Genomic DNA, 11,947 nt, shown 5'->3' with positions numbered 1-11,947 from the left:
ATTTACGCATTTGAACATTTACACATTTGATTTTTATTTATAATTTTGCCGGAATTCAGGGGAGAGGGAAGGAGAGAATGGGTTGTAATATGAAGGTATATGTCCAAGGATAAATTATTATCTCCGAGTTTTTGTTATATTCTGGCAGCTAATTTCCTGCTTTTTTTTGCATTTTACTTACTCTTACCGGTATTACCTTTTTATCTGAAAGAAGAGTTTATGGCAGGGAAGTCTATGATTGGGTTTATCCTATCCTGTTATACGGTCGCTTGTTTGTGTATCCGTCCGTTTTCGGGCTATTTATTGGATACTTTTAGCCGGAAGCCCCTTTATCTGCTGGCTTACTTTGTATTTACTGTTATTTTTGGGGGATATATGCTGGCCGGAGCATTGGCTTTATTTTTAGCTTTACGGATTGTACATGGGTTTGCTTTCGGTATGGTTTCTGTTGCGGGGAATACTATTGTGATCGATATTTTACCTTCTTCACGCAGGGGGGAGGGGTTGGGATATTACGGTCTTGCCAATAATATTGCTATGAGTTTTGGACCGATGACGGGTTTATTTATGCATGGAACTTGTTCGTATGCGCTTATATTTAGTTGTTCGCTGATTTCCGGTAGCCTGGGATTCATTATGGCCAGCTTAGTCAGGACTCCTTACAAGCAACCCGTCAAGCGGGAACCGCTTTCACTCGACCGTTTTTTCTTAATAAAAGGCTTGCCGGCCGGGATTTCTCTCTTATTATTTTCAATTCCTTATGGAATGACAACCAGTTATGTCGCCATGTACGCAGAAGAAATTGGGATTCAATTCAGTTCAGGCCTTTATTTTACTTTTATGGCTGTCGGTCTGGCCGTATCTCGCATTTTTTCCGGTCGCCAAGTAGATAAGGGACGGATCACGCTTGTCATTTCGCTGGGGATGTATCTGGCTTGTGCCAGTTTTTTTGCTTTATCGGCTTGTGAAAAGTTGATGCATTGGAATCCGGCTTTTACCTCTTATTTGTTTTTGGGAATTGCTCTTTTTCAAGGAGTTGCTTTTGGAACCATGTTTCCGGCGTTTAACACCTTATTTGTAAATTTGGCTCCCAATAATCAGCGCGGGACAGCTACTTCTACTTATCTGACCAGCTGGGATGTAGGAATCGGAATCGGTTTGATGAGCGGCGGTGCGATTGCACAGGCTTTCAGAGGATTCAATCATGCCTATTTTTTCGGAGCTTGCCTGACGGTCATTTCTGCTTTATATTTTGTATGGAAGGTCGGTCCGCATTTTAACCGGAATAAATTGAGGTAAACGACTTCGGACAGAAACATAAAAATTGCTAAATCCTGATCTTTTCTTTTCTGTTCCCGTTTATATCTGAAATAACAGGTTAAAAAAACGATTATGAATAAAAATACGAAACCCTCAGATAAATTGACAGCAGAAGAAAGGAAAGAATTAAAGGATTCTGACTTCGGTATTCCCGAGACCCGGGAATTTCCGATGCCTGATGCTGCTCATGTCCGGGCTGCAGAGGCTTATTTCAGATATGCTCCGGAAGATAAAAAATCCGAATTGGCTCACCGGATTTTGCTGAAAGCTCGTAAATATGGGGTTCAGGTCCAGAGTCCGGTCATCTGTGAATGGGCTGGAAAATGGCAAAAACATTGATATTTTGACAATAAGAATAAATGGCTCCGGTAAAGGCAGATCGACTATTTAAGAATTGACAGGACGAAAAGCACCGGAAAATCTTTTTTAACCTGCAGGCTTGTCCATCCATGTCTGTTCAGCCGGGTGGTGTGCCAATCTGTACTTTCCTTTATTCCGGATTGTTACTTATTCTTTTTCTCATTCCTATATTCCTGATTGTGTGAGCTTTTGCATTTGTATACAAAAAATGATTTAATTTTCCGGAATCTGATTCCGGAAAATTAAAAAACATTACTATTTTTGATAAAATACAAATGTGTAAATATGCGGTTTCCTAAAAGAAAAATTCGGAAATTATAACATCCGGATGAAAAAGCGTATAAGGGGAAAATATTGTTGATCTGAAGAATTTTGCGTGTTATTGAATAGAGATATACTTTCATCGAACAACGAAGGTAAGGGACTTTAATCAGTAATTTTAAAGAATATAAATAAAGACAGTTAAATTATGAAACAAACGCTAACTTTTAATCTATCCACTATCGCTTCGACAGAAAGTAAAATAAAAATTGAGGCTTTCGATGAGAGTGTTGATGCTTTTGAGAAGAAAGAGTATTTGCATTCTTTTTATGCATTATTGGAGTATTTGAATCCGGATTTCAGAACAAAGTACGGAAATATACAGGGAACTGAATTTAATATTCCTCATGGTTCTATTGTGGTGAATTTGAAATTGACAGAGGATCGGTTGACAATAACAGCTCCATTTGTTGCTTTACCGGAAAAAGGCCGGATTCCGATACTTCGGCAGGTGGCGGGATTGAATTTCAATGATATGGATTTGGCAATGATTCGTTTGAAGGATGCCTGCTTGTATTTTGAATACAGTTGTCCTGTCGTGTTAATGAATCCTTATAAGATCTATTATGTATTGGAGGAAATTTGTCGTACGGGGGATAAATACGATGATGAATTTGAAACGAAATTCGGAGCCAAACGGATATATGAACCGAAGATAGAATCCTACGATACGCAGACGATAGATGAGATATACAAGGTTATACAACTGAGTTGCCGCGAATGCCTGGATGCTGTTAAATATTTTGAGCCCGGTCGAAAATTCGGTTATATCTGGAATATTCTGGATACCACTTTGCTGAAAATAATGTATTATGCTCATCCGCAGGGGCAGTTATTGAACGAATTGAACAAGGCGGTCGCAGACATGGACCGGGAGGATATTCCTTTACCGGACGTAACAGCCCGCGGAAAAGAAGCCGTTTTGCGCTTGCAATCCCTGACAAGAGAACAACTGTCAGGGGACCTGTATTATGTAGAGACTTTTGTTTCGGGTAAGCGTCGTTCAAACTTAAAAAACATACAGGAAAATTTCGAAAATACTTATGATAAAGCTTCTGCGGCTTTAGAGGACGGTGATTTTATGGGATGTTGTTTGATGATCACTTATAAATTTTACGAAATGTACTACTATAACAATGTACAGGACGATATAAATAATGTAGTGGTGAGGGCAATGCAGAAAGCTTCAGCTAAGCCTTTTGATGAGGCTGCCCCTATTTTACAAGAAGCTATGGAGGATATTATGGAAGGAAATCTGGAACCGGATGAGGAAGAATTAGGAGGGAGTCTGGATATGAGTGAGTACCTGAAAAATGTACAGGCTATGCAACAACAGATGATGCAGGCTATGCAGGGGGCGAATATGGGTAATTATATGCAGCAAGTGCAGTTATTACAGCAGCAATTGGCTAGCGGACAACTGAGTATGGAAGAATATACGCAAAAAGTGCAGCAACTGGCCGCTAATACTTTTGGAAAATAAGCAGGAATAATAAAAAATAATATACTATGGAACAGAATATATTTAATACAGTATATAAAATAAATCATGCCGGAGGGGCCGGCAGTTGTTTTTACATAAAGCCATACGACCTTTTTGTGACCAATTATCATGTTGTGGAAGGATTCCGTCAAGTTGCTCTTCAGGATAATGACAAAAACCGTTTTCTTGCTAAAGTCGTTTTAATAAATCCGGCTCTCGATTTGGCTCTGTTGAAAGCGGAAGGAGATTTTTCAGCCTTACCGGAAATCCGGTTGGCAGCTACAGAAGACGTGACTATCGGACAGCGGATTAAAGTGGCAGGTTATCCTTTCGGAATGCCTTTTGCCGTGACGGAGGGAACAGTATCCTCTCCCCGTCAGCTGGTTCAGGATAATTATTATATTCAGACCGATGCGGCAGTAAATCCGGGTAATAGCGGGGGACCTATGTTTAATGAAAATAATGAAGTCATTGCAATAACCGTCAGTAAAATGAGGGATGCTGACAATGTCGGTTTTGGTATACCCGTGGCTTCATTGCGGCAAATTCTGGAACAGACGGAAGGATTGGATACCACTATTTTTAATGTGCAATGCAGTAGTTGTGAAGAATTTATCACGGATGAAGAGGAGTATTGTCCTTCTTGTGGGGAAAAGTTGCCGGAAAATATTTTTAAAGAAAGGGGGCTTACCGATTTAGCTGTTTTTTGTGAGAAAGCTATTGAAGCAATGGGTATTAATCCTGTATTGGCGCGGGTCGGATATGAAAGTTGGGTATTTCATAAAGGAAGTTCTGAAATCAGGATGTTTGTTTATCAGCGTTCTTATTTATTCTGTACTTCTCCTATCAATGTATTGCCTAAGAAAAACCTGGAGCCTGTGTTGACTTATTTGCTGGGTGCGGAAGATATAAATCCTTATCAGTTAGGATTAGACGGTAACCAGATTTATCTTTCTTACCGGGTACATATTTCCGATGTTTTCTCTGATTATGCCGGAGAAATTCAGCGACAAATCACTCACATGGCTTTTAAAGCAGATGAGCTGGATAATTATTTGTCGGATACTTTTGGATGCGAATTTTCGGAATATGCTAAAAAAGATGCGGTATAAAGATTAAAACGAAAAAAAGAATTGAAAATGTTCGGATGTTCGGGTAAAAACATTCGGACATTTTTTATTTTAGATTTGGGAGGCCTTGATTATGGTCCATACAGAAATGGAAACAATTCATTCCAAAGCAGACAGCGTAGTTCTCATTATTTAACGCTATTTTTCTTTAGCAGTCAGAATGTTAAAAGAAGCATATCTTTTGGATGTCCGGATTTTTTATCGTAAATTATAGCGTTGCAACATGTGTGAAATAGGAATAACTGTTATTTCAAAATTCAAATCCTTAAAATGTATGTACCATGAAAACAAAAATTTTTAGTACGGGTGTTCTGACTTGTTTGGCAATCTGTCTGGCTTTTCCCATAAAAGCCGGTTTTTCCGGAGTTGCCATAAGTGGTATGGTGTATAGTAGTACACTGGGTCAGCCTTTGGAAAGAGTGTCTATAGAAGAAGCGGGGTATAAAAATGAACATTTTACCACTACGGATGAGAGGGGCTTTTTTAGTTTAAAAGTCTCCGGTTTACCTGCAACCTTGGATCTCCAGAAAAGGGATGAAGACGGTATGGGTGAAAAAAGGACTTGTAGAGTTGAGCACACAGAATCCATGATCGATTGGGATGCTCTTCCGACTCAGGAAAAGAGATAAGTATTTTGATCAGCAATGAAGTGCAGACCGGTTGCCATGGGACCGGTCTTTTTTTTAATTATTTTCCGACTGACAGTCTGGATTTAAAAACAGAGGATCGTTTAGGAGACCGTTTTTTTACCTTGGATCTTTTTGTATTCCTGTATACAATTTTCCGGAAGAGGAGAAGGTGGAAAAAAATCGGAGAGAGAGCAATTCAGAATTTTAGCAATTTCATTCAGGTGATTAAGACTATACTTCGTTCTGGTTTTAGGGTTTTCCACCAATCCTACAAAACTTTCTTCCAGGCCTATGCTTATAGATAAGGCCCGGGTTGTTATACAACACTCTTTTCTTCTTTTGCTCACGGCATCGATTACATAAGTTTCTATACTGGTTAACTTTTCATTCATAATCTCCAAAATTTTAGCATAAGTTTAAAATTTTTTTTGAAATAATTTTGTATAGTCATGAATATACTATATATTTGCATTGTTGGATTATGTAATCCAATTTTGATTTGTGGAATCCGGAAGACCTTTTCCGGCTATTCTTTCCTATCCGACTACACAATAAAGCAATATACACTTTTAATTGGGATTTTGTAATAAAAATGTACTTTATTTTAGTGCAAAATTGTAAAATTACATAAAAACAAGGGCGAAAGCCCCGGTTGGCCGCCTGGCAATCGTCCCTTGTCGTTAATTAACCTAATGTTTAACTAACAACTACAAAATTATGAGGAAACTTTTTAGAAAAAAAGTTTTGAGGTATAGAAAACCTCTGAAAGGTAAAATGAGGTATATTTTATACTTTAGTGTATTTTTTCTTGTGACAGGAATACCTTCTGTTTCCCGGGGGCAAGCTGCAGGGGAAACTTCCCGTCAGCAACAGACTGCTTTTCTGCTTCAGGGCAGGGTAACGGATGTAAAAGGACGTCCTTTGCCGGGAGTGACTCTTCGTTTCGAAGGAACTTCCCGCGGGGGAGCGTCTAACAATGAGGGGAATTTTACGCTTCGTGTTGCTGAAAAAGAGGGAATTTTGATTGTTTCCAGTGTCGGATACAAAACACAAAAGATTGCTTTTCAGGCGGATAAGTTTTTGAAAATCCGTTTGGAAGAAAGCGTATCAGAGTTGGAAGAAGTTCAGGTCATTGCTTATGGTACTCAGCATAAAAAAGAGGTTATTGCTTCCATTTCGACTGTAAAAGCAGAAGATATAAAAGGCATTCCTTCTCCTTCAGTTGCCAACCTGTTACAGGGGCGGGTGGCCGGTATGAATGTTATCAATTCTTCAGGTTCTCCCGGGGGAGGCGGAATTAATGTAACGATCCGGGGCTTTAACAGTTTGTCCATAGAAGCCGGAAGACGGTATAGTGATCCGCTTTGGGTGATTGACGGAATTCCGGTCCAATCCTTTACTTCTCCCATTACCGGGACAAACAGTCTGGCCGAAATAGACCCGAATGATATAGAGAGTGTAGAAGTATTGAAAGATGCGGCTGCGGGAGCAATTTACGGTTCCAGGGCTGCCAATGGTGTTATTCTGGTCACTACCAAAAAGGGAAATAAAAATCAGAGGGCCCGTTTTACGGCCAATGTTTCGCGGACCCTGATTTTTAATCCTAAACTTCCGGAATTAACCGGGGGGAATGCCGAGAGACGTTTTCGTATGGAGGCTTTGAAAAATTATCGGGCAGCCTATTATGATGAAGCGACCAATATATATAAATATCCGGATTCTTATATAGAAGCGTATAAGAATCGGGTACCTTATGATTTTTTTTGGAATGAAGGGAAGGGAGCTGCTCTTCCGTCTTATCAGGATAGTTTAAATCCGTTTTATAACAACAGTACGAATTTGTTTGATTATTATTTCCGGACAGCACAGGTGACTGATGCAAGTTTGCAAATCAGCGGAGGGGCGGAGAAAGTAGCTTATAATGTAGGGTTAGGGTATTATTCAGAAAAGGGGGTCTTGCGGAAAACCGGTTTTAACCGGATAAAACTGATGACCAATTTATATTTTCAGCCCTTGAAAAATATTGAAGCCAATCTCAGATTTTATTTATCGAGGACGGGCAGAAAGAATACTTCCCGTACACTCGATAATGAAGGGGGATACAGTGCGGTAGAATTGGAACAGATCCCTTCGGAAATTTTGGAAACTTCTACTGTTTTACCGGGACCGGGGAAGCCGGCTTTTGAAGAAGTCATCAGACGTTACGAAAAAACGTTGGAAAAAAACGAAACTTATCGTTTGCGTTCCAGCTTTGATCTTGCCTGCGAAATACTTCCCGGCTTAAAATTAAAGTCGTCTCTGGCTGTCGATTATTCCCAGCATCAATCCAACTATTTCAAACCTTCGGACCTGGACGAATATAATGAAACCTATTCTGCCGCCCAGTTGGCACGTTCGATGATGTTGCTCAATGAGAATATCCTGAGTTATAAGCAAGTTTTTAAAGAAAATCATTCGCTGGAAATTTTAGCAGGACTGGCTTTTCAGTCAGACGAAAATAATCTGATAAAGGGATGGGGAAAAAGGGCTCCCAGCAATCTGATCCATTACATTACCTGGCCGGGAAGTGTCTACGATACGGATAATAACCGGAATTTAAAAGATTTTATGAGCGGGAAAGAGAAAAGTACAATGGTCGGAGTCTTTGGGCGGATCAGTTATAATTACAAACAAAAATACCTGGCTTCGGTTACTGTGCGGCGGGATGCATCCAGTAAATTCGGTGAAAATAGCCGTTGGGGAACATTTCCTTCTTATGCTTTAGGATATGCTTTTTCCGAGGAGAAATTTATGCAGGGAATTAAGCATGTGCTGAATTATGGAAAAATCCGGGTAAGCTTTGGAAAAAGCGGACGTCAGTTTGAACAGCCGTACATTGCAGAAGGGATATTGGGACCGGATGAAGAGTTTATGGGGCGTCCAACGGTAGCTCCCGATTGGCAAAACGGATTGATCAACCGGAAATTGACCTGGGAAGAAACAAAACAGTGGGATGCCGGTTTAGACCTGGATTTTTTCAATTACAGATTCGGCATCGTAGTGGATTATTATCATCGTCTGACAGATAAACTGCTTTATTTAATGCCTCTTCCGGGGGATTATTCCGGTTTTTATAAGCAATGGGGAAATTATTTTGCGATTGCTAATTCCGGTTTGGAAATACAGCTCAAAGGAACTTTGATCCGGAAAGAGGATGTAGACTGGACGCTTACTTTCAATTTTGCCCGTAACTGGAATAGATTGAAAAAAAGCACATTAGGGAAAGATTTTCAAACAGCCCGGATCTATTATGACGGATTTCCCAACAATATTAATGTGATTGGGAAGCCCTTAAACGGAATTTTAGCTTATCGTACGGGAGGGATATATCAGGATAACAAGGAAGTTCCTGTTTATTACATAAACGGGAAAAGAAGGCCTTTAGGGACCGGAAATTCTTTTTATAGAGCCGGCGACCGTATTATGATAGATTACGATGGAAATGGGCGGATTGGTACGAATTTGCCTTTGGAAGAAGACCGGGTATATTGTGGTTCTCCTTTACCGGTCGCGCAGGGAGGAATTGTGAATACGCTGAATTGGAAAGGTTTCGATTTGAATATTCTTTTCAATTATGTTATTGGCCGGCATATCCTCAATGCCGGGAAGGGCGCTTCCCTGGGAACATATATGAGTGCCAGGGTGGAGGATATTACCCAACCGTTTTTAATCGATCTTTCAAAAGTTTCCTTTTGGCAGAATCCCGGGGATAAAGCCGATTATCCGGCTAACCGTTTGGAGACCGGACTTTTAAATTTCAGTACCTATCTGAGTAGCAATATCGAAAGAGTAAATTATCTCAAATTGAAGACTTTGACGTTAGGGTATACTTTGCCTGCTAAATGGAGGGAAAAATTGGGTTTCGGGGCCCGGATATTTGTCTCGGCGGAAAACCTGTTTACCATTACCAATTATTCCGGTCCGGACCCTGAAAGTGTAGATATCCTGACAGGAGTAGACCATTTGGGAAACTATCCTCTGGCAACTCGAGTGACTTTTGGTTTAACCCTTAATTTGTAATAAGGATGAAAAAGAGAATTATATTCAAAACTATCTTTTGTTTTTTAGGAATAGCTTTATCTGCTTGTGAAGAATTTCTAACGGAAGAGCCGGAAGGACAGGTGTCTTACAGTAATTATTGGAAAACGGAACAGGATGTGGAAAATGCTGTATACGGCATGCACTCGTATTTGCGTTACGCAATGACCGGCTCAGAGGTGTTGTACCGTGACCGGGGATTACCTTTTGATGAATTCAGTAGTGTATGGATTGATATTGAAAATAATGAGTTGGAAAAGAGATGGAGCAGAGACGATGCTTCTCTCTCGTGGTATAATTGTTATAAGGTTATTGCCTGTGCCAATATGATTATCGAAAATATCCGCCGGGCGGATTTACAGGAAGAAAGGTATAATTTTTATCTCGGGCAGGCATATACCGTCAGAGCCTGGGTATATTTTAATATTTGTCAGACCTGGGGAGATGCTCCGCTGATACTGGAAAGTGAGGACGTAGGAGAAAAAGCGAGAATTCCTTGGCCGGAAATTTTAAATGTTGTCATAGGCGATTTGAAAGAAGCTGTCCGCTTGCTTCCAACGGCGGATAAACTTGTCGACAGTGAAGGAAAAGCAATACAAAGTAAGCAAACGCCAAGTAAGGGAATGGCTTGGGCTATTCTGGCCCATGTTTATGCCTGGAAGGCTTCTTTGAATAAGGAACCGGAATTGTATGCCCAGGCTTTAAATGCAGCTAATGAAGTGATAAATAGCGGGGTTTATTCTCTGGTATCCGACCCGGAGGAAGTATGCACGACTGTCTTGTTGGGCAATAGCCGGGAAGGAATTTTTGAAATTGAATGCCGCAATACCGAATCCGACTTATTGTTGAGTGGACGTATTAATCAAATCTGCCAGACTTGGCCTTTGGAACGTTTAGCTACTCCTGCTAAAAAGAGAAATCTGAGGATAAACAATTCTACAGTAATGGCATTATATTCTGATCCCCGGGATAAAAGACGGGATTCCTACTTTTATAAACTGGATTCCATGGCCAATGTCAGTACATCGATCACCCAGGGAGCCGCTTATATTTACAAATGGAGGCATATCATTTTTTATGAAAGCGGATTTTTAACGGGTTATTCTAAAGGATATGAAGACAATATCATTCTGATTCGTCTGGGAGGACTTATGCTTTTAAGGGCGGAGATCAAAGCTCGTCTGGGAGATATACAGGGAGCTGTTGCCGATGTAAATCTTGTGCGGAGACGAGCGGGGGCCAGAGATTATTCTCCTGCAGAAGGGGACTTACTAAAATTTATTTATCAGGAAAGAGTACGGGAATTGTTTTTAGAAGGAATTTCAATACGTTATTTCGATATTGTGAGGAATGGTTTTTATAGGGAAGAATTGAGGGGAAAATTCCGGACACTGACAGACGAAGATGTCGCTAACGGAGCGCTTTTCCTTCCGGTGAGAAACAGTGCTTTTCTGAATAATACACTTATGAGGCAAACCACTTATTGGTTACAAAATGGTTTTGACAATTAACTTAAAAAAGCAATTATGAAAAAATATTTATTTTGGCTAGGGATTATTCTGGCTGTATATGCCTGTGAAAATGACAATTACCATGATACAGGTCTGGCAGATGGAAAACACGATTGCAGTATGTGGGACTATTTTGCGAAAGATCATGAAAATTGGGATTCTGTTGTCATAATGATTGAACGGGCCGGCTTGATTACTATTTTCGATGGTACTCATCCGCAATATAAAGAGATTACTTTTTTCGGGATAACAAATCTGTCTGTCATTGAATTTTTAGTGAATAAGTTAGATGAAAACCAGGAAATGGTGTACAAAGGTGTTCGGGACATACCCGAAGAAATGTGCAGGCGGATTTTGTTATCCCATATTGTCCCGAAGAAAATCAGGATGGAAGAAGTCGATTATGAAGTAAAGGGTACTTTAACGGGAGGTACTATTGTAAAAACCCTTTCCGGTTGTGATTTACGGGTATACCGGGCCAGAACCTCCTTTATGGGGGTACCGGATATCGGTGCGGAAGAATTGAAGATTCATGCCTTGGAGAGCGGGCAGCAGGCAAGTGTGGGTTCATCCAATATTGAAGTAACCAATGGAGTGGTACATGCTTTGGCTTATACTTATCAAATGACAGAACTTTAAAAGGAAGAACGATGAAAATTTTATTTAAATTAATGGGGATGCTGACCGGAATTATGGCGCTAATGGGTTGTGATCATACCCCTATCGGTTATTTGGATGTACGGAATGCAGTCTATCATCCGGATACAGTGTATTTTAAAGCGGTGCTGAATCCGGAGGACCCCGAAGATGCCCGGCGTATTCAATTTGAAATTCCCTGGCAAACTACTACCATTGAAGGGGTGGAAGGGACTTTACCTATTATTTACCAGATCCGGAGTATTGCCTGTAAACAGGGGCAGGAAGAAGCGGAACGGCAATTCCGGATGATTCGGAAAGGGGTAATAGAACTTCCCTGGAATCATACCGTTCCTCCAGGGGACTATATATTCAATTTACAACTTAGTAATGAAGGTCATTCTTGTGCGAAAGACTCTCTCATCACCATAGTAATATATTGATTACAGAAGATGAACGATACTAAAACGAAAGATAGGG

10 protein-coding genes are annotated in these 11,947 nt (G+C 40.3%); 9 read left to right on the top strand and 1 reads right to left on the bottom strand.

Going from position 1 to position 11,947, the window contains the following annotated elements:
• Nucleotides 1-99: 99 nt before the first annotated feature.
• The 5 genes from Q0465_RS00895 (at nt 100) to Q0465_RS00875 (ending at nt 5,243) form a co-directional block, all read left to right on the top strand.
• Nucleotides 100-1,299, top strand: a complete 1,200-nt coding sequence (locus tag Q0465_RS00895) for an MFS transporter (protein WP_298611501.1) — start codon at nt 100-102, stop codon at nt 1,297-1,299.
• A 93-nt stretch (nt 1,300-1,392) separates the two neighbouring features.
• Nucleotides 1,393-1,659 (top strand): DUF6582 domain-containing protein, encoded by a 267-nt coding sequence (locus Q0465_RS00890; protein ID WP_298611498.1) that lies wholly within the window; start codon nt 1,393-1,395, stop codon nt 1,657-1,659.
• Between the two features lie 490 nt (nt 1,660-2,149).
• Nucleotides 2,150-3,484, top strand: a complete 1,335-nt coding sequence (locus Q0465_RS00885; protein ID WP_298611496.1) for a hypothetical protein — start codon at nt 2,150-2,152, stop codon at nt 3,482-3,484.
• A gap of 26 nt (nt 3,485-3,510) precedes the next feature.
• Complete coding sequence (locus Q0465_RS00880) at nt 3,511-4,596, top strand: trypsin-like peptidase domain-containing protein (protein ID WP_298611493.1); 1,086 nt, start codon at nt 3,511-3,513, stop codon at nt 4,594-4,596.
• A 299-nt stretch (nt 4,597-4,895) separates the two neighbouring features.
• Entirely contained in the window at nt 4,896-5,243 is a 348-nt protein-coding gene (locus Q0465_RS00875; protein WP_298611491.1) for a hypothetical protein, read from the top strand.
• Between the two features lie 101 nt (nt 5,244-5,344).
• On the opposite strand, the gene Q0465_RS00870 is transcribed toward Q0465_RS00875, so the two are convergent.
• Nucleotides 5,345-5,635, bottom strand: a complete 291-nt coding sequence (locus Q0465_RS00870; RefSeq protein ID WP_298611488.1) for a helix-turn-helix domain-containing protein — start codon at nt 5,633-5,635, stop codon at nt 5,345-5,347.
• A 382-nt stretch (nt 5,636-6,017) separates the two neighbouring features.
• Between Q0465_RS00870 and Q0465_RS00865 the strand changes: the two genes are divergently transcribed.
• From Q0465_RS00865 to Q0465_RS00850, 4 genes are read left to right on the top strand one after another with little or no spacing between them, the layout of a single operon-like run.
• On the top strand, nt 6,018-9,302 hold the full coding sequence (locus Q0465_RS00865) for a SusC/RagA family TonB-linked outer membrane protein (protein ID WP_298611485.1): 3,285 nt from the start codon (nt 6,018-6,020) through the stop codon (nt 9,300-9,302).
• Nucleotides 9,303-9,307: 5 nt separating this feature from the next.
• A complete protein-coding gene (locus Q0465_RS00860; protein ID WP_298611482.1) occupies nt 9,308-10,831 on the top strand; it encodes a RagB/SusD family nutrient uptake outer membrane protein in 1,524 nt (507 codons plus the stop codon).
• 15 nt (nt 10,832-10,846) lie between these two features.
• Complete coding sequence (locus Q0465_RS00855; RefSeq protein ID WP_298611479.1) at nt 10,847-11,470, top strand: fasciclin domain-containing protein; 624 nt, start codon at nt 10,847-10,849, stop codon at nt 11,468-11,470.
• Nucleotides 11,471-11,481: 11 nt separating this feature from the next.
• Nucleotides 11,482-11,910 (top strand): hypothetical protein, encoded by a 429-nt coding sequence (locus Q0465_RS00850; RefSeq protein WP_298611476.1) that lies wholly within the window; start codon nt 11,482-11,484, stop codon nt 11,908-11,910.
• Nucleotides 11,911-11,947 lie beyond the last annotated feature (37 nt).

The sequence above is a fragment of the uncultured Odoribacter sp. genome, from assembly GCF_937966165.1.
Classification (GTDB): domain Bacteria; phylum Bacteroidota; class Bacteroidia; order Bacteroidales; family Marinifilaceae; genus Culturomica.
Note: the sequence above shows the minus strand (reverse complement) of the source record. Positions and strands in the feature narration are given on the sequence as shown.

What these genes read in the sequence shown, in the direction of transcription:
- Q0465_RS00870 (WP_298611488.1), bottom strand. Translation starts at nt 5,635, where the DNA reads ATGAATGAAAAGTTAACCAGTATAGAAACTTATGTAATCGATGCCGTG.
- Q0465_RS00850 (WP_298611476.1), top strand. Translation starts at nt 11,482, where the DNA reads ATGAAAATTTTATTTAAATTAATGGGGATGCTGACCGGAATTATGGCG.
- Q0465_RS00865 (WP_298611485.1), top strand. Translation starts at nt 6,018, where the DNA reads ATGAGGTATATTTTATACTTTAGTGTATTTTTTCTTGTGACAGGAATA.
- Q0465_RS00895 (WP_298611501.1), top strand. Translation starts at nt 100, where the DNA reads ATGTCCAAGGATAAATTATTATCTCCGAGTTTTTGTTATATTCTGGCA.
- Q0465_RS00880 (WP_298611493.1), top strand. Translation starts at nt 3,511, where the DNA reads ATGGAACAGAATATATTTAATACAGTATATAAAATAAATCATGCCGGA.
- Q0465_RS00885 (WP_298611496.1), top strand. Translation starts at nt 2,150, where the DNA reads ATGAAACAAACGCTAACTTTTAATCTATCCACTATCGCTTCGACAGAA.
- Q0465_RS00860 (WP_298611482.1), top strand. Translation starts at nt 9,308, where the DNA reads ATGAAAAAGAGAATTATATTCAAAACTATCTTTTGTTTTTTAGGAATA.
- Q0465_RS00875 (WP_298611491.1), top strand. Translation starts at nt 4,896, where the DNA reads ATGAAAACAAAAATTTTTAGTACGGGTGTTCTGACTTGTTTGGCAATC.
- Q0465_RS00855 (WP_298611479.1), top strand. Translation starts at nt 10,847, where the DNA reads ATGAAAAAATATTTATTTTGGCTAGGGATTATTCTGGCTGTATATGCC.
- Q0465_RS00890 (WP_298611498.1), top strand. Translation starts at nt 1,393, where the DNA reads ATGAATAAAAATACGAAACCCTCAGATAAATTGACAGCAGAAGAAAGG.